18 protein-coding genes and 2 pseudogenes are annotated in these 20,684 nt (G+C 67.7%); 6 read left to right on the top strand and 14 right to left on the bottom strand.

Going from position 1 to position 20,684, the window contains the following annotated elements:
- The 3 genes and pseudogenes from JWP54_RS06370 to JWP54_RS06360 form a co-directional block, all read left to right on the top strand.
- Positions 1–381: pseudogene (locus JWP54_RS06370) on the top strand (poly(3-hydroxyalkanoate) polymerase); the annotation flags it as partial.
- Positions 382–387: 6 nt separating this feature from the next.
- Positions 388–1,230 carry a poly(3-hydroxyalkanoate) depolymerase gene (gene phaZ / locus JWP54_RS06365; RefSeq protein WP_297368916.1) on the top strand — a complete coding sequence of 281 codons (843 nt, stop codon included), beginning with the start codon at positions 388–390 and terminating at the stop codon, positions 1,228–1,230.
- 137 nt (positions 1,231–1,367) lie between these two features.
- A complete protein-coding gene (locus JWP54_RS06360; RefSeq protein ID WP_297368913.1) occupies positions 1,368–3,179 on the top strand; it encodes a sensor domain-containing diguanylate cyclase in 1,812 nt (603 codons plus the stop codon).
- 19 nt (positions 3,180–3,198) lie between these two features.
- Here the strand turns inward: JWP54_RS06360 and JWP54_RS06355 are convergent, their stop codons facing one another.
- Positions 3,199–3,813 (bottom strand): hypothetical protein, encoded by a 615-nt coding sequence (locus JWP54_RS06355; RefSeq protein ID WP_297368911.1) that lies wholly within the window; start codon positions 3,811–3,813, stop codon positions 3,199–3,201.
- Positions 3,814–4,140: 327 nt separating this feature from the next.
- Here JWP54_RS06355 and JWP54_RS06350 point away from each other — a divergent pair, with 327 nt between their 5' ends.
- A complete protein-coding gene (locus tag JWP54_RS06350) occupies positions 4,141–4,893 on the top strand; it encodes an ABC transporter permease (RefSeq protein ID WP_297368908.1) in 753 nt (250 codons plus the stop codon).
- A gap of 162 nt (positions 4,894–5,055) precedes the next feature.
- Here the strand turns inward: JWP54_RS06350 and JWP54_RS06345 are convergent, their stop codons facing one another.
- The 5 genes and pseudogenes from JWP54_RS06345 to JWP54_RS06325 form a co-directional block, all read right to left on the bottom strand.
- Complete coding sequence (locus JWP54_RS06345; protein WP_297368905.1) at positions 5,056–7,452, bottom strand: excinuclease ABC subunit UvrA; 2,397 nt, start codon at positions 7,450–7,452, stop codon at positions 5,056–5,058.
- Positions 7,453–7,594: 142 nt separating this feature from the next.
- A complete protein-coding gene (locus JWP54_RS06340) occupies positions 7,595–8,023 on the bottom strand; it encodes a hypothetical protein (protein ID WP_297368902.1) in 429 nt (142 codons plus the stop codon).
- Between the two features lie 155 nt (positions 8,024–8,178).
- The gene (locus JWP54_RS06335; RefSeq protein WP_297368899.1) at positions 8,179–9,201 is read right to left on the bottom strand and encodes an NYN domain-containing protein; all 1,023 of its coding nucleotides are present in this window, start codon (positions 9,199–9,201) and stop codon (positions 8,179–8,181) included.
- 90 nt (positions 9,202–9,291) lie between these two features.
- Positions 9,292–9,747 (bottom strand): annotated as a pseudogene (locus JWP54_RS06330) (dihydrofolate reductase family protein); the annotation flags it as partial.
- Positions 9,748–9,763: 16 nt separating this feature from the next.
- Positions 9,764–10,387, bottom strand: coding sequence for a dihydrofolate reductase family protein (locus tag JWP54_RS06325; RefSeq protein WP_297368895.1), 624 nt, complete (start codon positions 10,385–10,387; stop codon positions 9,764–9,766).
- A gap of 169 nt (positions 10,388–10,556) precedes the next feature.
- Here JWP54_RS06325 and JWP54_RS06320 point away from each other — a divergent pair, with 169 nt between their 5' ends.
- Complete coding sequence (locus tag JWP54_RS06320; RefSeq protein WP_297368892.1) at positions 10,557–10,829, top strand: hypothetical protein; 273 nt, start codon at positions 10,557–10,559, stop codon at positions 10,827–10,829.
- A 3-nt stretch (positions 10,830–10,832) separates the two neighbouring features.
- Here the strand turns inward: JWP54_RS06320 and arr are convergent, their stop codons facing one another.
- The 4 genes from arr to JWP54_RS06300 all read right to left on the bottom strand — a co-directional run bounded on the left by arr (position 10,833) and on the right by JWP54_RS06300 (position 13,742).
- Complete coding sequence (arr, locus tag JWP54_RS06315; protein WP_297368890.1) at positions 10,833–11,261, bottom strand: NAD(+)--rifampin ADP-ribosyltransferase; 429 nt, start codon at positions 11,259–11,261, stop codon at positions 10,833–10,835.
- Positions 11,254–12,288, bottom strand: coding sequence for a cation diffusion facilitator family transporter (locus tag JWP54_RS06310; protein ID WP_297368886.1), 1,035 nt, complete (start codon positions 12,286–12,288; stop codon positions 11,254–11,256). The genes arr and JWP54_RS06310 overlap by 8 nt, the downstream gene beginning before the upstream one ends.
- A complete protein-coding gene (locus JWP54_RS06305) occupies positions 12,285–12,725 on the bottom strand; it encodes a transporter substrate-binding domain-containing protein (protein ID WP_297368883.1) in 441 nt (146 codons plus the stop codon). Before JWP54_RS06305 ends, JWP54_RS06310 begins: the two co-directional genes overlap by 4 nt.
- Positions 12,726–12,803: 78 nt before the next feature.
- A complete protein-coding gene (locus tag JWP54_RS06300; protein WP_297368880.1) occupies positions 12,804–13,742 on the bottom strand; it encodes a DMT family transporter in 939 nt (312 codons plus the stop codon).
- Between the two features lie 72 nt (positions 13,743–13,814).
- On the opposite strand from JWP54_RS06300, the gene JWP54_RS06295 reads away from it, so the two are divergent.
- On the top strand, positions 13,815–14,720 hold the full coding sequence (locus tag JWP54_RS06295) for a LysR family transcriptional regulator (protein WP_297368877.1): 906 nt from the start codon (positions 13,815–13,817) through the stop codon (positions 14,718–14,720).
- Between the two features lie 333 nt (positions 14,721–15,053).
- Here the strand turns inward: JWP54_RS06295 and JWP54_RS06290 are convergent, their stop codons facing one another.
- The 4 genes from JWP54_RS06290 to JWP54_RS06275 form a co-directional block, all read right to left on the bottom strand.
- Positions 15,054–16,538: an NAD(P)/FAD-dependent oxidoreductase gene (locus JWP54_RS06290; RefSeq protein WP_297368874.1), complete on the bottom strand. Its 1,485-nt coding sequence runs from the start codon at positions 16,536–16,538 to the stop codon at positions 15,054–15,056.
- A complete protein-coding gene (locus JWP54_RS06285; RefSeq protein WP_297368871.1) occupies positions 16,535–17,287 on the bottom strand; it encodes an alpha/beta hydrolase in 753 nt (250 codons plus the stop codon). Before JWP54_RS06285 ends, JWP54_RS06290 begins: the two co-directional genes overlap by 4 nt.
- Positions 17,284–19,629, bottom strand: a complete 2,346-nt coding sequence (gene cofG, locus JWP54_RS06280; RefSeq protein WP_297368868.1) for a 7,8-didemethyl-8-hydroxy-5-deazariboflavin synthase CofG — start codon at positions 19,627–19,629, stop codon at positions 17,284–17,286. Before cofG ends, JWP54_RS06285 begins: the two co-directional genes overlap by 4 nt.
- A gap of 363 nt (positions 19,630–19,992) precedes the next feature.
- The coding region (locus JWP54_RS06275; protein ID WP_297368865.1) for an MFS transporter at positions 19,993–20,684 on the bottom strand (692 nt) is incomplete at its 5' end.

Genomic DNA, 20,684 nt, shown 5'->3' with positions numbered 1-20,684 from the left:
CCTGTGGACCTGAGCAAGATCACCGTCGACTCTTACGGCACCGCCGGAATCGCCGACCACCTCTGCCCGTGGCAGGCCTGCTACCGCAGCACCCAACTGCTGGGCGGGGAGAGCCGGTTCATCCTGTCCACCAGCGGACACATCGCCTCGCTGGTCAACCCGCCCGGCAACCCGAAGTCCACCTTCCAGGTGTCCGGGGCCACGCCCCCCGACCCGGAGAAGTGGCTGAGCTCGGCGGAGACGGTGCAGGGCTCCTGGTGGCCGGACTTCATGACCTGGCTGGGCGAGCGCTCGGGCGACGAGGTTCCCGCACCGACGTCCCTCGGCGGGGATTTGCAGGAGCTGGCCGAGGCTCCCGGCACCTACGTCTTCGACAAGTAGGGCCCGGTGACCACGAGCCCGTCGCCCCCCGGTCCCGAGCGCGGGGAATTCGTACGCACGCTGACCGCCGCCGGCCGGACGCTGCGCGCGGCCGTCCGGCCGGGGACGGACTCCTCCGTCCCACCGCTGCTGCTGATGAACGGCATCGGGGCGAGTCTGGAGGTACTGCGGCCCTTCGTCGACGCCCTCGACCCCCGGCGGACCGTCGTCCGGTTCGACGTCCCGGGGGTGGGTGGCTCCCCGCGGCCCGTCGTCCCCTACAACCTGACGACCTTCAGCCCGGCGGTCGCCGGGTTGCTCAGCCGCCTCGGCTTCGACGACCCGGTGGATGTGCTCGGCCTCTCCTGGGGCGGCGGCCTGGCGCAGCACTTCGCGGTGCAGCACCGCCGCAGGTGCCGGCGGCTGGTGCTGGCCGCGACCGCCACCGGCTCGCTGATGGTGCCGGCCAATCCGCGGGTGCTCGCCCGGATGCTCACCCCGCGGCGGCACCGCGACCCGGCGTACGCGCGCAGCATCGCCGGGGAGATCTACGGCGGGACGATGCGCACCGATCCGGAGCGGGCGGCGCGGGCGCTGCACGCCGGGACCCGCCTCGGGCCGCGGCGCGGGTACTACTACCAGCTGGCCGCCAGCACCGGGTGGAGCAGCCTGCCGTTCCTCAAGCTGATCCGGCAGCCCACCCTGCTCGTCATGGGCGACGACGACCCGATCGTCCCGCTGGTGAACGCGCGCATCATGGCGCGGCTGCTGCCCGACGCCCGGCTGCACGTCTACCAGGGCGGGCACATCGCGCTGATCACCGAGGCCGAGCGACTTGCGCCGGTCGTCGAGGACTTCCTGGACAGCTGACCCGCCAGCGCGGTTTCCTCGGCGATGTCCTCCCCCGACCGGGTGACATGCGCGCTCCACCCCTCCGGCATACAGCTTCTCCGGCCGATGCCGATCACTGACAGCAGGACGTCCTGGGAGTGGAGAGGGGTTCGGAGATGGTGACGACGCCGGGCGCCGTTCCCCCGACGCCGACGGCGACCCCGCTCGGCGTGCGCCGCCGGATCGTCCTGCTGGTCGTTCTGCTCGCCGCGGCGGCCGCAGCGCTGGGCGGCACCGTCGTCCCGCGCCTGGCCGCCCCGGAGGCCCCGCTGGGCCTGCCGTGGGTGGCCTGGGTGGCGGCCTTCGCCCTCAGCGAGCTACTGGTCGTGCACATCCAGCTGCAGCGGGACTCGCACTCCTTCTCCATGAGCGACCTGGTCCTCGTCGCGGGCCTCTACCTGCTGGAACCGGCCGCGCTGATCACCGCCCAGGTGGTCGGTGTCGGGCTCGTGATGCTGCTGCACCGTCGCCAGCGCGGTCTCAAGCTGGCCTTCAACCTGGCGCAGTTCGCCCTGGCCGGCTGCCTGGCGACCACCGTCTTCACCGTGCTGGGCCGGGACACCTCGCTGTCCGGCGCCTGGGAGTGGATCGCCGCTCTGGCGGCGGTCTCGGTCTCCACGTTCACCGCGTGCGCCTGCGTCTACGCCGTCATGCGCGCATCCGGGGCCACCCTGGGGATCGGTGAGCTGCCCCGGATGCTGGCGATCTCCCTCCCGTTCGCGCTCGGGGTGGCGGCCATCGGGCTGCTGGCCGCGACGACGGCGGCCCAGAACCCGGCGTCCCTGGGGCTGCTGGCGCTCCCGGCCGGTCTCCTGATCGCGGCCTATCGTGCGTACGCGAACGCCCGTGAGCAGCAGAACAACCTGCGGCTGCTGCACGAGGTGACCTCACTGCTCTACAACAGCAATGACGCCCCCACCGCGCTGACGGACTTCCTGACCGCCGTCCGCGGCGCCTTCAAGGCCGGGTCGGCCGAGCTGATCCTGTTCGGTGAGGGCGAAGCGGTGCCGACGCTGAGCCGCAGCCGGGACGGCGAGCAGCCGATCGCGCTGCGTGTCCTGGAGCGCAGGGAGGACGCCGACCTGCTGGTGGCGTGGGCGTCGGAGACCGGCACGACGACCACCAGGAGCGGCATCGGGCAGAACTCGGCGCTGGACCGATACGTCGCCCGGAACGCGCTCAAGGACGCCATGATCTCCGTGCTGGCGACGGAGGGCCGGGTGCAGGGTCTCCTGCTGGTCAGCGACCGGCTCGGCGACGTCGGCACGTTCGCCGGCAGTGACCTCGCCCTGCTCGAGACCTTCGCCCGCCACGTCGCCACGTCCCTGGACCGCGGCCGGCTGGAGACCGACCTGCGCCGGGTCATCGAGCTGCAGGAGGAACTGCGTCATGCGGCTATGCACGACCCGCTGACCGAGCTGCCGAACCGGACGCTGTTCCTGGACCGGACCGAGCACGACCTGCACCTGGCCGGACGCAACGGGCAGTGGCCCGCCGTCCTCTACATCGACCTCGACGGCTTCAAGCCGGTCAACGACACCTACGGTCACCAGGCCGGCGACCTCCTGCTGAAGGTCTTCTCCGAGCGGCTGCACGGGTGCGTGCGCACGGCCGACACCGCCGCGCGCCTCGGCGGCGACGAGTTCGCCGTCCTGCTGCACGGGCCGATCGACGCGGAGGGCGTGGAGACGGCGCTCGCCCGGATCCGGACCGAGCTGGACCTGCCGGTGGACCTGGGCGGCGGCCGGACCGCGAAGGTCGGCGCCAGCATCGGGGTGGCTTTCTCCGACACCGACACCGACATCGACGCCCTGATCCGGCGGGCGGACCTGGCCATGTACACGGCCAAGCGGAACGGCCGTGGCCGCTCCGTCTTCTACGACGCCGCCCTCGAGGTCGAGCCGGCTGCCGAGGACGCCACCACCTGAACCAGCTGACCCGCGGTGGTCAGGCCGCCGAGCGGACGACGTGGCCGCTGGCGCCACCGAACGCGTCCACCTGGAAGCCGCGCAGCTGGAGCACCTCGGCCACCGCGGAGTTCATGACCCGCTGCACCATCGCGTCCGCCGCGGGACCGTGCACCTGGTCGACGCTCATCCGGTCGTGCTGCCGCCAGGCGACGACGATCCCGCCGAGCCCGGGCTGGGGCAGCAGGCAGACGCCGCCGACCTCGCTGCCGTCGCCGCCGGCGTCGTGCAGGGGCAGCCCGGTCTCGACCAGCGCCGCGGCGACCTCGACCACGAGAGTGGTGAGCGGGTCGTCGTCAGTGATCTCCGCGTCCCAGTCCTCGGGCAACCGGTCGAGCTGCTCGCCCAGGTGGGCCAGCCAGGCCCAGTCCTCGGGGGACGGCCGGCGATCCAGGCCGCCGTCGGCACGACCGACCCCGTAGACGGCCCGCACGTCCTCGTGCTCGCACGCACCGGCGGCCCAGCCGGCCTCCGCGCGGTCCGGGAAGGGGCCGGCGACGATCCGGCAGGGACCGTCCGTCTCATCGACGACGAGCCACCAGCCGCGGCGGACCGCACCGCCGACGACGACCTCACTGCTGGGTAGAACACCCACGACACTCACCATTTCCACATCCGTGTGGGGCCGGCGCGGGGGAAGTGCGCCGGCTACCCGCGCGCCACCGGGAACCGGTCGCGCGGGATGACTGAAAGGTACGTGCGGAGGTGGTCCCGAACCGGCTCCGCCGACCGCTCGGGACGCCCGCGTTCCCGAATCGTTGCGCAGAGCAGCGATGGGGTCGGTGACCTGCCCCGGAAGGCACCCACTTGTCGACAGGCACGGCCGCTGCTGAGCGTGCAGGGGTCCCGGAGCAGGTCGATCACGCCGCCGTCGCGGGGGCCTCGGTCGGCGTGTCACGACGGCGGTCGATACCGTCCGCCCGTGAGCCCCTCCGTCCGCCTCGCGGTCGGGCTGGTGGCCCTCGCCACGATCGCCGTGGTCGTGCTGACCGTTGCGCGCGTGGGCCAAAGGCGCGCCGTGCTGGTCGCCGCAGGGCGCGCGGTCCTCCAGTTGACCGTCGTGGCCCTCGCGCTGCGCGGCGTCTTCGCGGCGCCCGTCTTCGTGGCCCTCGCCGTCACGGTCATGTTCGCGGTGGCGACGTGGACGGCGGCGCGACGGCTGCGCGGGTTCCGTGGCGCCGGGCGGGCGGTGGTCCTCGCCTGTGGTGCGGGGGCCGTGGTGACGATCGGGGTGATCTACGGCCTGCCGGTGCTCGACCGTTCCGTGCGGACGCTGGTCGCCGTCTCCGGCATCGTCATCGGGGGCTGCATGACGGCGGCGACCCTCACCGGGCGGCGGCTGCTCGACGGCCTGCGCCGGCGTCGCGAGGAGGTGGAGGCCTGGCTCGCCCTCGGCGCCACGCCCCGCGTGGCGGTGGCCGCGATCGCGCGCGACGCGGCGGCCGAGGCCCTCGTGCCAGGCCTCGACCAGACCCGGACGGTGGGCCTGGTGACGCTGCCCGGGGCGTTCGTCGGAGCCCTGCTCGGAGGCGCCGGCGCGGTGGACGCCGCGCGCTTCCAGATCGTCGTCCTCGTCGGTCTGCTGTGCGCGCAGTCCCTCACCTCGGTGACGCTCGCCTGGCTGCTGGGCGCACCCACGACGCTGCCCGCGGTGGAGACCACCGCCGCCACCTGACCGCGGCCGGATGATCCCGGTAGGCCGCTTCGAACACGGCTTCCGCGGACGGTAGGGGGTCGGTCTCGGGCGGCGGTTGCCCCTGCATCGCGATCACATACCTACATGTCCGGCTCGGACTGATCGTTACAGGAACGACCTCTCGCGCCTCAGGCGCCCTGGTCAGGTGCCGACGTAGGCCGCGAGGTGCTCGCCGGTGAGGGTGGAGCGGGCGGCGACGAGGTCGGCGGGTGTGCCCTCGAAGACGATCCGGCCGCCGTCGTGCCCCGCGCCGGGACCGAGGTCGATGATCCAGTCGGCGTGCGCCATGACCGCCTGGTGGTGCTCGATGACGATGACCGACTTCCCGGAGTCGACGAGCCGGTCGAGCAGGCCGAGCAGCTTCTCGACGTCGGCGAGGTGCAAACCCGTGGTCGGCTCGTCGAGGACGTAGACGTCGCCCTTCTCGGCCATCTGGCTGGCCAGCTTGACCCGCTGCCGCTCGCCGCCCGACAGAGTGGTGAGCGGCTGGCCGAGGGTGAGGTAGCCCAGGCCGACGTCGGCCAGCCGGTCGAGGACCGTGTGCGCGGCCGGCGTGCGTGCCTCGCCGTCGCCGAAGAACTCCTCGGCCTCGGAAACCGACATCGCCAGCACCTCGGCGATGTTCCGACCTCCCAGCGTGTACTCCAATACCGACGCCTGGAACCGCCTCCCCTCGCACTCCTCGCAGGGGGACTCGACCGTCGCCATGACGCCCAGCTCGGTGAAGATGACGCCGGCGCCGTTGCACGTGGGGCAGGCGCCCTCGGAGTTGGAGCTGAACAGTGCCGGCTTCACGCCGTTGGCCTTCGCGAACGCCTTGCGGATCGGTTCGAGCATGCCCGTATAGGTGGCCGGGTTGCTTCGCCGGGAGCCGCGGATGGCGCCCTGGTCGATCGAGACCACGCCCGCTCCGGCGGGAACGGACCCGTGCACCAGTGAGCTCTTGCCCGAGCCGGCGACGCCGGTGATGACGACCAGGACCCCCAGCGGGAGGTCGACGTCGACATCCTGCAGGTTGTGCTCCGTGGCGCCGCGGATCTCCAGTGCCCCGGTGGCGGTGCGCACAGTGTCTTTCACCCGGGCCCGGTAGTCGAGGTGCCGGCCGGTGAGGGTGTCGCTGGCCCGGAGGTCCTCGAGGGTGCCCTCGAAGCAGACCGAGCCGCCCGCGGCGCCGGCGCCGGGGCCGAGGTCGATGATGTGGTCGGCGATGGCGATCATCTCCGGCTTGTGCTCCACCACGAGCACCGTGTTGCCCTTGTCCCGCAGCCGCAGCAGCAGCTCGTTCATCCGCTGGATGTCGTGCGGGTGCAGGCCGATGGTGGGTTCGTCGAACACATAGGTGACGTCGGTCAGCGACGAGCCGAGGTGTCGGATCAGCTTGGTGCGCTGGGCTTCCCCACCGGACAGGGTGCCGGCCGGCCGGTCCAGCGACAGGTAGCCCAGGCCGATCTCGGTGAACGAGTCGAGCAGGTGCTGCAGGGCCGTCAGCAGTGGGGCCACCGACGGGTCCGTGATGCTGCGCACCCAGGCCGCGAGGTCGCTGATCTGCATGGCGCAGGCATCCCCGATGTTGACGCCGTCGATCTTGGAGGACCGGGTGCCCTCGCTGAGTCGGGTGCCGTTGCAGTCCGGGCAGGTCGCGAAGGTGACTGCTCGGTCCACGAAGGCGCGGATGTGCGGCTGCATGGCCTCGCGGTCCTTGGAGAGCATCGACTTCTGCACCTTGGGGACCAGGCCCTCATAGGTCATGTTGATGTCGCCGACCTTCACCTTGACCGGCTCCTTGTACAGGAAGTCGTGCAGTTCCTTCTTGGTGTAGTCGCGGATCGGCTTGTCGGCGTCGAGGAAGCCGGAGCCGGTGAAGATCTTCACCCCCCAGCCATCGGCGGTGTAGCCGGGGATGGTGAGCGCGCCCTGGTTCAGCGACTTGGAGTCGTCGTACAGCTGGGACAGGTCGATGTCGTTGATATTGCCCATGCCCTCGCAGCGCGGGCACATGCCGCCGGTGACACTGAAGCTGCGGCGTTCCTTGGTGGTGACGCCGCCCTTCTCCATGGTGACGGCGCCCGCACCGGAGATCGAGGCGACGTTGAAGGAGAACGCCTGTGGCCCGCCGAGGTAGGGCTGGCCGAGCCGGCTGAAGAGGATGCGCAGCAGCGCGTTGGCGTCGGTGGCGGTGCCAACCGTGGATCGGACATTGGCGCCCATCCGTTCCTGGTCCACAATGATCGCGGTGGTCAGACCGCTGAGCAGGTCCACGTCGGGCCGGGCCAGTGCGGGCATGAAGCCCTGCAGGAAGGCGCTGTAGGTCTCGTTGATCATCCGCTGCGATTCCGCGGCGATGGTGCTGAAGACGAGGGAGCTTTTGCCGGAGCCGGAGACGCCGGTGAACACCGTCAGGCGGCGTTTGGGGATCTCGACGCTGATGTCCTTGAGGTTGTTCTCGCGGGCGCCCTGTACCCGGATCAGGTCGTGACTGTCGGCGGTCTGCGGCGCAGCGGGCGGAGTGGACGTGCTGGTACTCGTGGCCATGGTCATCCTGTCTCTAGCTTGGGTGAGCGCGCACCGTCACGGTCTTCGCTGGCGCCGCCTGAGTCGATCTAACCAGTTCCGAGCATACGTCGGGCCGGCCAGCCGGCAACGCTTGTTCCCCAGCCCATCCCGGTCCGCTGAGGCCGACTCACTCCGCCACCTCGCCGCTGGCGTAGAAGATCTCGTCGGTCAGGCATTCCGCGGGGATCGCGCCCAGCGTCTTGCTGTCGGGGTTCGGCGGGCGGGAACCTCCGCCGAGACCGACCTCGTCGCCTGGTCGGATGTGAACCCCATCCGGGAGGACGATCTCATCGTTCTGATCGAGAGTCGTGCCCTTGGGGAACACGATGAGAGTGGCCTCATCGCCGACCCCGGCCATCAGGCAGCCATCGGGCCCCCACGACAGCACGCCGTGAAACAGCGCCTCCTCGGCGATGTCACTGTCGTACACGGAAACGGCCACGACGCCGCTCGAGGTCTGCAGGAACGGAGGATTCGGCGCAAAACAGGATCCGAGTGCCACGGTGGCCGCCAGGGCGACCAGCGTGACGCCGGTACTCCTCAGGATTCTGCCCACGGTTGGGCATGGCGCTGCAGCACTGGATAAGGAAATAGTGAGCTAATAAGGACTCCCACGGCGATTGCGTCCTTAGGAACTCACGACTTCCTTATTTGGGGACGTCGGGCGCCAGCCAGACGGCGTCAGCCCCCTCGCCGGAGTGCATGACTGACCTAGCGGCGGGCGTCGGCCTCGGGGTGCAACCGGATGAGGCGCTGCGAGCCGTCTTCGTCCAACTCGACGATCTCGTTGCGTGAGGAGAGGAAGTCGGTGAACGAGCGGAAGCCCAGCGGCTTCTCGTTGAAGGACGGATCCATCCGACGCATCTGGTTCTTGACCGTGCCGGTGTTCAGCCACTCGTCGGCGTCGCCCTTGGCGTGACCGATCTGCAGGGCGCGCACGAGGAGTTCGGTCGCCAGGGTCTGCGGATCGATGTCGTCGGCCGGTTCCGGCTCGTCGAACTGCGAGTCCTCGGTGTGCGAGAACATCGGGATGGTCGTGAGTTTGCGCGCCTTACTCGCGGTCGGCTCGGGTTCGACCTCGACGGGCTCGGCGGCCTTCCGGCCGGAGCCGCGCTTCGGGGCGGGTGCCGACTCGGCGGGCTCGCTCGCGATGACCTTCTCGATACCGGGCAGCGAGTCGTAGTCCTCGAACTCGTCGCAGGCGGCGGCGAGGGAGGTGCTCGTGGAGCCGGCGACGCCGATGCCCACGACGAAACGACCGAGGCGCTTCGACTTCTGGGCCAGGGCGATGTAGTCCGAGTCGCCGGCGACGATGATCACGTGGGTGAGGTCGGGCAGCCGGAAGAGGTCCTCGACCACGTCGACGGCCAGGCGGATGTCTGCACCGTTCTTGGTTCCGCGGGTGGTGGTGGTGAACAGCTGGGTGAGGTCGACCGCGCGGGACATCAGCTGGCGCTGGTAGCTCGCGTTGACCGGCACGGACCAGTCGGCGTAGGCCCGGTTGACGACGAGGGTGCCGAAGGACGCGGCGAAGTCGATGATGGCGTTGAAGTCAACGGTCGCGGCGGCCAGGCGCGCTGCGACCTCGGGGTCGGCATCCCGGCTCGTCTTGTCGAAATTGCGGATGCCGTCGCGCTGGAACGCGTTGCGGCCGTGCAGCTGCTGGTAGCGCGAAATGACGATGTTGTCGAAGTCGATGTACAGGCCGACGCGTGCGTCGTTCGGTTCAGTCATGGTGAGCTCCTTAGCCACAGGCGGAAGACTCAATAGCGATCCGGTACGTCCAGTCTGGTGCGAGTGGCGCGGCGAGAGCAACTCGGCGGATCAGTCCTGGGCAGCGGGGGCGGTGCCCGGCGGACCGTCGAGCACGGTGGGCACGTACTCGAGCAGCTGGAGCCGGCCGTCGAAGGTGCGGCTGTCCACCATCTCGAGGGCGACATCCGGATAGCCGTCGTAAATTCGCTCCCGCCCGGTGCGACCAGTGATCACCGGGAAGACGACCAGTCGATACCGGTCCACGAGGCCCGCCGTCAACAGCGACCGGCAGAGGCTGCGGCTGCCCAGGGTGGTCAGGGTCCCGGTGCGGGAGCGCTTCATCTCGGTCACGGCCGCGACGGCGTCCCCGGTGACCAGCTCCGAGTTGGGCCAGATCAGGGGCGCCTGCAGCGTCGAGGAGAAGACGATCTTGGGTACGGCGGCCAGGCCGGTCAAGCTGGCTCCCTCGGCCTCGGAGTACTCCGAATTCTCGGCCGCGGCCTCTTCTGACATGCCGGACATCAATAGCTGCGTCCTCTCGCTATTCGGACATGTCGCCCGTGGCCGGAAGGGAACCCGTTGGGCCGTAGCGCAGGAGGACAGTGCCCTGTGCCGACGCGGGCTCCGCGGCCAGCAGTTCGAGGGCTACGGGCGGTCCGTCGTCGGGAAACAGGCGCTTGCCGGCGCCAAGCACGATCGGGTACACCCATAGGTTCAACTGGTCGAACAGGCCATCGGCGACGAGGGTGCGGGCGAAGTCGATGCTGCCGATCACGTGAATCTCCTCGTGCCGCTCGCGGAGTGCAGCCAGCTCAGCGGCGAGGTCGGGGCCGAGCAGGTGCGAGTCGCGCCAGCTCAGCTCGGGCGTTCCCCGTGAGGCGACGTACTTGGGAATCGCGTCGAACTTGCGGGCGATACCGGCGGCGGGGCCGTTGAGTTGATGCGGCCAGTACGAGGCGAAGATGTCGTAGGTGCGCCGGCCCAGCATCAGGGCATCCATGGACTGGATCCCCGCGTCCACCTGGGCGCCATCGGTTTCGTCGATCAGGGGTGCCTGCCAGCCGCCGTACGCGAATCCTCCGTCGGTGTCCTCGTCCGGGCCGCCGGGAGCCTGGGAGACCCCATCGAGCGTGGTGAAGAGGTCGATGTGAATGCGACCGGACATGGCGATCTCCTCTGTGTTCGAATGCAACAAGCTGGCCACCGACAGCCGTGCTTGTCAAGGACACGCGGCTGACCCCGCTGGGTGTCACACCCGTTGACGCATCCGGATGACGTGCCTACTGTAGCCCCGAGGCGTGGGCATCCGGCCCGCGCAGACGAGGAGAGAGACCATGGCCAACCTTCCCCAGCCGGTGACCGACGACAGCCTCAAAGTACGCCAGCTCAGCCATTACCAGTTCAGCTGGGTGGCGGGGGAGCCGGGGGAGCCCGGCGCCTGGACGTTGCAACTCGTGCTGGACCAGGGCGCGTGGGAGGAGGTGCTCACCATCGATGCCGATGACGCCGACAACCTCCAGGACCTGTTGTCGACGGCCAAGACGGTGTTCTACGACGTTGAGCGCCGCACGCTGCTGTTCGGCACCACGTCCGTCGGCCACCATTGACGTCTAGTCGTCGATAACGGCGTCGCCCCGGCGATCCAGCTTGGCCAGGTCATCCCGCATCGCCTGCAGCTGTTCGGGAGAATGCCCCACCCAGTCGGTAAGCTCACCGACCACTCTCACCGGCTCACGGGTGCGGTAGGACCGGGTCGGATTGCCGGGGAACTTCTTGTCCGTCACATTGGGATCGTCTTCCAGCGCGCCCAACGGTTCCACTATGTAAATGCGCCCGCGGCCCTCACCGGCCGCCAATTCGGCGCCCCAGGTGGCGGCATCCAGGGTGGCCGTGAGATAGACGTGGTTCGCGGTTCGGCCGCCGCCGAAGTTCGAACGCCGGCCGGGAACCAGAAGGTCCCCCACGGCCAGGTCCGCCTTCGTGCCGTGCAACAGCGTCCCGGATTTGTGAGGTTCGAAGGGGATCGGCGCGCTATCCATGCGTTCCTCCGGACTTACTGCCGACGACATCGGGCAACTCGGGCACGAGCACCAGCACGATGTCCTGCACCTTCCAGTCGATGTCGATGCATGCCTCACGGGTTCGCTCGAGGGTATCCAGCGACGGCATCTTGTCGTCGATCGGCACGAGGAAGGCCTCGATGTGGAACACATGGCCTTCATCCCGTACCCGGCAACCGGCATCCGCAACCCAGCTGAGGGACCTCAGGTATTTCTCGACCTCCCCGGACACCGGGTGCGGCTTCTTGTCGTCGAAGGTGGTGGCCCGCTCGTCCATCAGGTCGAGGATTGCTGCTTTGAGGTTTCGAACGCCGTCGTAGAGGATGCTGCCGGCAATGAACAACGCCGCGGCAGAGTCAAGCCACCACACGCCGAGGCCGATGCCGGCGACACCGACGATGGAGCCGACCGCCGTCATCCAGTCGGCCTTGTTCATGTCCGCGTCGGCGTAGAGCAGCTTGTTGTGCAGTTGCTTGGCCAGATCCATCTTTGCCCGGCCGATGAGCACCGGGGGGAGGGCGATGGCCGCCATCACCCCGATCATGAGCCAGCCGAGCCAGACCGTCTGCCCGAACAGCACCACTGTGCCGATCGTGGGATGCTCGGCCTTGATCAACCCGGTTGCTGAATCGATGATGAGGTAGGTGCCCATAGTCGTCAGGGCCACAGCCGACACCAGATGACCCACTCCCACCGAGCGGTGGTAACCGTACGGATGCTTCAGGGTCGGCGCCCTGCGGTTGACCCGCACCGCAATGAGGAACGCGACCGGCGGGATAAACGACAGCAGGTCTTCAATCCAGGCCGCCTTCATCGCCTGCGAGTTCCCCAGCACCAGGGCCACCAGGGTGACGGTGATGGCGAGGAACCCGATGGTGATCCACTCGAGGCGGATCGCCTTTCGCAGAACGTCCACCTGCTTCGGGGGAAGCTCGGTGTGACCGAACTTCACCCCGGACGGCGAGCTCAAATCGTGCGCCATGTCCTTGTCGCGGTTGCCGGTCATTCGGATTCTCCGGCTGCCTCGGACAAGAAGGTTTCCAGTTCGGAGATGAACGCGTTCTCGCCGATCGGGACGAGCATCACGAGCTTCTGTGTCGACCGGTCGTCGGCGGTGGCCTCCCGGTACGGCCGGGTGACGCCGGTCTTCTCCACCCACGGGGTCGCATCCGTAAGCCCCGCGATCACGACATCGATCCTGTCGTCCTCGAGACCGCGCACCAGCGTTTCCTCCGACCCGACCGTCCACTCGATGTCCGCGCCGAGTTCCTCGGCGAAGCCCTCGATCAGAGCCACCTCGGAGCCGGAGTACGTGTCGTCGTCGCCCACCACCGTGAACTCGCCGTTGGGCGAAATGCCCACCTGCAGGGTCCCGCCACGCACACTATCCAGGGTGCCGTCCGGGTCGGCCGGAACGTTGAGCCCACATCCCGACAGAATCACAACCAGCAGCATTCCGCCCATAAGCCGTCTTAGCCTCATGGGGCCACATTAGCGGGCCGCATTCCGGTCGTGCGCCCGCTATCGTTCGGGGTATCCAATCAAGGAGGCAGCTGATGGGCCGGTAGCGAGGCGGTGCCGCTGCTCGAGGGAGCGACCCCACGCTGTGCCGGCGAGGATCAGCGCGATACCGAGGTATCCCGCGAGGGCCACATTGTCGCGAGCGATCACGATTCCGACGATTGCAGCCCAGATCGGCTCGGTTCCGAGGAGGAGGCTCACTCTCGACGGGGAGGTGCGCCGGACCGCCCAGGTTTGGACGAAGAAAGCGAAGACCGTGCAGGCGAGGACGAGGTAGAGGAACAGGACCGCGCGGCCGGGTTCGAGGTTGGCCACGAAGTGCGGGAGCGAGTCGCCGTAGAAGAGCGAGGCCGCCGAGAAAATCGCCGCGCAGGTGGCCAGCTGCACCGTGGTGAGGTGAAGCGAATTCATCGGTGCATTGCCCGTCAACTTGAACATGGTTGTGACGTGGACGGCCCGGACGATTGCCGCGACGAGGACGAGCAGGTCGCCGAGGCTCGGCGCTTGAAAGTCGCCTTCACTGGCGAGCAGGGCAACCCCACCGATGGCAAGCAACGCGGCAAGGAAAAATCTGACCGGCAGTCGTCGGCCGGATACCGCGAAATCGAGAATCGGGGTGAAGACGATCGTGAGGCTGATGATGAGTCCGGCATTCGTGGCAGAAGTATTGGCTATCCCGAAGGTTTCGAATGCGAACACGGCGGCCAACACCAGCCCGAGCAGCACCCCTGCTCGCAGTTCCGCTGCCGTGATCCGGTTCCGCCGAGCGGCCACGATTGTCGCCATGAGGGCCGAGGCGAGCAGCATCCGTAGCGCGAGGAGTGCCACGACGGATTGCGGCGTGACGAGTTCTTTCGCTACGAGGTAGGTCGATCCCCACGTGCCGGCGACCAGGATTAGCAGCAGGTCGACGCGGAATCGGCTGAGGAGAGCAGGCATCCCACCATCGTCTGGTCTCACTCAACGTAACACAAGAGAGCAGTTTCGTGTCAGATGCTTTAGTTTGAACTTATGGAACTCGGTCAACTTCGCGCACTGAGAGAGCTGGGGGAGCGGGGCAGCATCGCCGCAGTCGCGGCGGCACTCTACGTCACACCCTCGTCGGTGTCCCAACAGATCAGCGCCTTGCAGCGGCACTCGGCCGTTCCATTGACGTTCAGGGATGGACGGCGGACTTCGCTCACCGAGGCAGGACGCGCCCTGGCGATGGCGGCGATCGACGTCGAAGTGGCGCTCGAGCGCGCCGGAGCGGCAGTGGCACGTTTCCAGGGCGATCACGTGGGCACGGTTTCAGTGGCGGCCTTCCACAGCGTCGGGCTGGCCGTCTTCGGACCGTTGATAGCCGCGAGCATGAGTGCTGACCAGCCCGGCGTTCGACTGAGCGGTTTCGATGTTGCTCAGGGGGACTTCCCCCTTCTCACGGCCGATCATGATCTTGTCCTCGCGCACAGGCTGTCCGGTAGCCCGGCCTGGCCGGAATCGGTACGGGTGGAACCGCTCCTGTTCGAGCCGCTGGACATTGCCGTCCGACGCGATCACCCACTCGCGACGAAGGCGGTGATCGACCCGGCGGATCTTCACGACGAGGCCTGGGTGGCGGTCCACGAGGGCTTCCCACTGGAGCAGGCCCTCTCCGTGATCGCCGGAATCGGGGGAAGCGAGGCACGCATCCTGCACCGGATCAACGAGTTCTCCGTGGCTGCCGCGGTTGTCGAAGCCAGCGGCTGCGTCGCGCTGATGCCCCGCTACACGACATACTTGCGTGACCATTCGCAGCTGGTTCTTCGTCCGTTCGCCCGCCCCGAACTTGGGCGACACATCGACTGCCTCGCTCGACCTGAAACCCTCGAACGCGCGAACGCGCAGGCGGTCCTGTCGCAGATCAGGTCGATAACCGAGGCTCTCACCCGGAATTAGGGTTCTTGGTTGAGGATGCTGAGCGCCTGCGCGAGCGAGGCACGCTGCTCCTCCTCGAGCGGCGCGAAGAGATTCTCGAGCACCTCTGCGGCGAGGCGGGTTGCCGTCCTGCAGCGCTGCTCGCCCGGAGTCGGTGAGCGCGTGTTCCAGGCGTCGCCCGCGCCCTTTCTCCCCGACGACCTTCCCGTCCTCCAGTCCGGCGACCCGAACGCCCGCACCGCGTTGGTGTTACACCGCCCGCCCCGACGACATCGCCTCCGTCGCCGAGCTCGCCTCCGCTCATTCGCTGTCGGACTCCTGGCCGCGGTGCCACCGAGTAGGACCAGAAGTGGTCTATCGCGCCCTGATCCTTGGACGGGCGCATGGCAGCAACTCGAAGTCTTCGGGCAAGAATTCGGCGTTCAGCGCCCGGAATTCATGCGCGAAACCCGGCCAGAGAAGAGACAACCGCCCGTTTCTGGCGTCGCGGTACCAGGTCTCGCAACCGCCGGTCATCCACACGGTCGACGAAGCCATGTCGTCGATCATCCTGATGTAGTCGCCTTCCGCTTGGGCTCGGACGTTGAGCACGCCCCCATCAAGGTTTGCCCAATGGCGCAAAGCGGCAAGGATGTACTCGATCTGGGTCTCAATCATATAAATCGCCGAGTTGTGACCGAGGCCCGCATTCGGACCGTTGATCACGAAGAGGTTCGGGAACCCGTTCATCACCGTCGATGCGTGCGCGGTCATGCCTCCAGCCCAGTGCTCGGAGAGAAGACGGCCGTCGATGCCTCGAATGATGCGGGCGTAGGGCTGCTCGGCGGCGTGGAATCCCGTGGCCAGCACTACCACGTCCGCGGAGTGCCGGGCACCGTTGGCCGCGACGAGCGTGTTCCCCTCCACGGCCGCGAGGGCGGAGGGCTCGAGCATCACGTTGTCCTGGTTGAACGTCGGGTAGTAGTCGCTGGAGATCAAGACGCGCTTACAGCCGATTTCGTAGCTCGGCGTGAGACGGTGCCGGGTGTGTGGGTCGCGCACCTGGTCGGCGAGGTGTCCGAGCGCGAGGCTCCGGGCCATCGCCAGACTGTCGGGGTTTCCTGCTCGTTGCGCGAAGGCCTCCTCGGCCTTCCAAAACAGTTGCGAGCGAAGCCTCGCCAGTTCCTCGGCGTCTCGAGCAAGCAACCCGCGCTCGGCGGCGGAGTAAGGCCGGCCAGCGCGGGGGATCACGTAGGGAGCACTACGCTGCAATACGATTAAGCGGGACGCTTGCGCGGCCACCCGCGGCACTATTTGCACCGCCGACGCGCCTGAGCCGACGACGACGACCGACTTGTCGCGGAGGTCGAGGCCGTGATCCCACCGAGAGGAGTGAAACAGGTCGCCGGCGAAGTTTCCGATGCCCGGCACGTCGGGTATCCGAGGTTCGGTCAGTCGGCCGCACGCGAGGATGACGGCACCCGCTGTATGTTTCCCCCTGGAGGTCTCCAGCAGCCAGTGGGCCGCGGATTCGTCCCAAGTCAAGCCAAGCACGTCCGTCCCGAGCCGGAGATGTTCTCCCAGGCCCTCGTCATTGGCGCTGGCGACGAGGTATTCTCGGATCTCGTCGCCGGGCGAGTAGAACGCCGACCAGCCCGCATTGGGCCGGAACGAATACGAGTACAGGTGGGACGGAACGTCGCAGGCAACGCCCGGATAGGTGTTGTCGCGCCAGGTGCCGCCCAGGCTATCCGCGCGCTCGAAAATCAGAAACGAGCGAATCCCACGGCGGCGCAGCCGAATTCCCATTCCGATCCCGGCGAAGCCGGCCCCGATGACCGCCACGTCGACATGCTTCATGGTCGCTCCTCGAGGATGAGCGACCCCGCCGGGAACAGCGCCGGACGGGTCAGGAACGCGTTGATCAGATTCAGCAGCTCCGCCGGGCGCTCGTGCACGACCGCGTGACCACTGTGAACCTCGGCGTATCGAGCGTTGGCGAGGGCGCCGAACAGCAGCTTGCTCTGCCGCGTCGTCGCAACCTCATCGAGGGCGCACCCGACGACCAGGACCGGGACGGTGACCGCGGACGCGAGCGCCGCGACATCCGCTGTCGCGCTGAGGGCGGTGAGGGCGTCGGAAACGTCGCTGATCAGAGGCGGGCGGGCCGAATCCCAGCCATCGGCGCTGAACAGCGCATTCATGGCCATCCCCGGTAGTGCCGGTGATCCCTCGGCATGGAGGACGCGCCACACGTCGGCGAAGCCGCGCAGCTTCGCTGACGGTGTCAGCCAGCCCGCGACGAGGGTAAGGCTGGATGCACCGGATGGATGAGCGGCCGCATACGCGACTGCGGCGACCGCTCCCAGCGAGTATCCGATCACGGCCGGCTGCTGCGCGCAACGCTCGACGACGACGTGGATGCGGTCGGCCAGGTCGCCGAGAGTCGATGAAGCGTCAACGTCGTCGAAGGGAACGACTGTGACGTCATGGCGCCGGGCAAGCATGGGCGAGAGGAAGGAGAAGTCTTTGGATGCAGCGCCGCTGAGCCCGGGCACGAGCACCACCGGCCGACGTTCTGCCGTGAAGTCGGATCGTGAGTCGGTCACGCTCGCGCGACCGCTTTGCGCTCGTCGGACGGTTCGCCGTATTCGGTTGTACGCTGGCGCGTCGGCCGGGACAGTGACCGAGCGATCCGCTCGACATCCGAAATTGTCATCACCCGGCCCTGCTCGGCCCCGGCTGCCGGCGCCACGTTCCCGTCGCACAACGTGCCCCCGAGATCGTCGGCCCCGCTCTGCAGCATCACCGCCGCCTGCTCGAAGCCGAGCCGGGTCCACGGCACCTGCAGGTGATTGATCTCCCCATTCAACATTAGGCGGGCGACCGCGTGCACTGCCCGGTGCTCGTCCGTTTCCGATCGGCCGGCGACGAGGTAGTCTGCTTGGGCCGGCATCGGAACGAACTCGGTGAATCCGCCCGTGTCCTGATGGATACGCACGAGCTCCCTCAAATGGGCGATCCGGTCCTCGGCGGACTCGCCTAAGCCGTACACCATGACCGAAGTGGAACGGAGTCCCAGGTGGTGCGCGGCTCGGATGATCGACGTCCATCGCGCGATCGGAAGGTCACCGGGGGCCGCCCGGGAGCGGAAGGCCTCGCTCAGGATTTTTACCCCAGTGCCCGGAATCGTGTTCACGCCGAATTCTTGCGCAGCCCGCAGGAAGTCGTCGTCGCTCAGCCCGAGACGGCTGGCGCCATCGACGATGTCCGACGGCCGGAACGCATGCAGGTGGATGCCGGGCTGCGCCGTCTTGATCGCCGCGGCGATGTCGAGGTAGCTCGTGGCAGGCATTCCTGGCGGAACCACACCCTGCACACAGACCTCGGTCGCGCCGAGTGCCCAGGCATCATTCGCCACTCGGCTGAGCAGGGGAAGCGTGAAGCTCGAGTCAAGTCGGGCCTCGCCGTCCCGCGTCAGGCCGCTCGAGGTCACGTTCCGGTTCACCACGAAGCTGACAGCCTCACCGACGGTATAGCGCCGGAGGTCGTTTGCCAACGACGCCAGCGCGTCCAAATCGTCGCCCTCGGCCCTGAGGAGCGCGGCGTACTGGTGGTCCCGCAGTCCCGACGGGGACGTCTCCGCCTGACGGAGCGCAGAGCGAAGCTCCGACGTTTGGACGACGAAACCGAGGTGCCTGGCACCCGCACCCGACTGCGTCGCCGGCCGCGCTGACTCGTTCGCCAGAAACGAATCCGGATCGGTGAGCGCGAAGACCTGGCGCACCAGACCGGGATCGATCCAGGTCTCGGAGGCTTTGATATACGGTGCGTGCACGGTCAGTCGTTCCCGTAGTTCGAAGCCTCCTTCCCGGGTCCTCCTGGCGAGATCGTCCAGCTGCGGCCAGGGACGCTCGGGGTTGACGTGATCGGCAGTCAGGGGACTGACCCCACCCCAGTCGTCGATGCCCGCGCGCAGCAGCATCCCCAGCTCGGTGCTGTCAGACAGGTTCGGCGGCACCTGGATGCGCGCGTCCCGGCCCATGACCAACCGGGCTACCGCCACGGTGGTCACAAACTCGATCGCGCCCAGATCCGGTTCGTTCTGCATGGCCGTCGCCGGCTTCGCCCGAAAATTCTGAATGATCGTTTCCTGAATGTGCCCGTGGCGCTCATGGCATTCCCGAATCGCGACCAGGGACTCCGCCCGGTCCCGCACGGTCTCGCCGATGCCCACCAAGATGCCCGTGGTCATGGGGACCCTCATGCGGCCGGCGTCCTCGAGGACCTTGAGCCGCACCGCAGGGTCCTTGTCGGGAGATCCGTGGTGCACCTGGCCCTTCTCGGACCACAGCCGGACGGACGTCGTTTCGAGCATCATCCCCATTGACGGGGCAACGGGCCGGAGCGAGGCCATCTCCAGAGCGCTCATGACGCCCGGGTTCATGTGCGGCAGCAGCCCGGTCTCGCGCAGCACAGCAGCGGCCATCGCGCGCACGTAATCCAGGGTCGTCTCATAGCCGTGCTCGTCCAGCCAGGCGCGGGCATCCGGCCAGCGCAACTCGGGCCGGTCCCCCAACGTGAACAAGGCTTCCTTGCACCCCATAGCGGCACCCTGCCGAGCAACAGCGATGATCTGCTCCTCAGACATGTAAAGCGACTTGCCCTTCTTCGCCAACTTGCCCGGGGTGTCAACGAAGATGCAATAGTGGCACCGATCCCGGCAAAGGTTGGTAATCGGAAGGAACACCTTCTTCGAAAAGGTGATCACCCCGGCGCGTCCCGCAGCGACCAAACCCTCGTCGCGCATCCGCGTCGCCGTTTGGAGAAGCCTCTCGCGGTCCTCGCCCGACGCACCGAGCAATGCCTCGGCCTCGTCGGCACTTAGCGCGAAACCACCCTCGGCCCGGGTCAGGGCGGAATCTATCGTGGGCGCGGCCGCAACGGTCATTAAGAGCCTTCCTCTGGGAGGTTGTCGAAACGGACGCTACTGCCGCAGTGCCAGGCGCCACAATTGGATCCAGCGGGATCTTTCACAATGGCGATTCTAAGCCGTGAGGCTCCGCGACATCCGAGCGGCGAACCCGAGCGCGGTGGTCAACTTGTCCAGGACCGGTCGGGGCGGTCGTCAGGATGCGTCGGCAGGTTCATTCCGCAGCTCGTTCGGCGAGAAGTAGCCAGCTCAGGCTGGACACCACGATCAAGTTGATGCGGCCTGCGACCGTTAAACCCCAACTGGAGGTCGGGTCAGGCAGTGGTCCCGTTCACCACTTTCATCAGCTGTGGGGCACCGCTTCGAGAAAGCCCGACCGTGTTACCGGAGACTCCCCATCCTGTTCGTCTCCGGCCCGGTGATCCCGCCGATGAATACCAGCACACCACCGAGGCCAAGCAGCACGGCGATCGCCGTCTGCTGCCCCAGGACCGCCTGCAACGCTGGCAAGTAATACGGGTACAGCGCGGGTAACACGATGGACAGGCTGTAACCGACGCCGTAGCCGCTGGAGCGAACCGCGGCCGGAAACCGTTCAGTAAGGTATGCGCCGACCGGCCCGTAACCGGAAACCGTCACCACCTGCAACGCGACCACCAACATCACCACCAGACTTTCATCCCAACGGAATATCCCCAGGAATATGACCGGAGCGAGGACCGCCGCGACAAGCCCGAAGCCCAGGAAGAAAGTACGCCGGCCAAGCACCGTGGACAGTTGCCCTGCCGCGAGCATCGCGACGGCTGACACCACGGTGGCGACGAGCATGGTGAGCGATATCGACTGCGCATCCAGGTGTGAGGCAACCTTCAGCTGCCCAACCAGGACCGGTATTGCCATATTCGTCAACAGCCATAACCCACTCATCAACACAAAAACCTGGAAAAGGGGACTGCCCCCGGTTTGGTTGACTCCTGACCTGTGGAGATTCGTCTTCGCTGGAAAGATGTCATCATGCCCAAGCCCTACCCACCCGAGTTCCGCCGCGATGTTGTCGCGGTCGCCCGGAAGCA

It is taken from the genome of Cryobacterium sp., from assembly GCF_025463825.1.
In the GTDB taxonomy this organism is placed as follows: Bacteria; Actinomycetota; Actinomycetes; order Actinomycetales; family Microbacteriaceae; genus Cryobacterium.
Note: the sequence above shows the minus strand (reverse complement) of the source record. Positions and strands in the feature narration are given on the sequence as shown.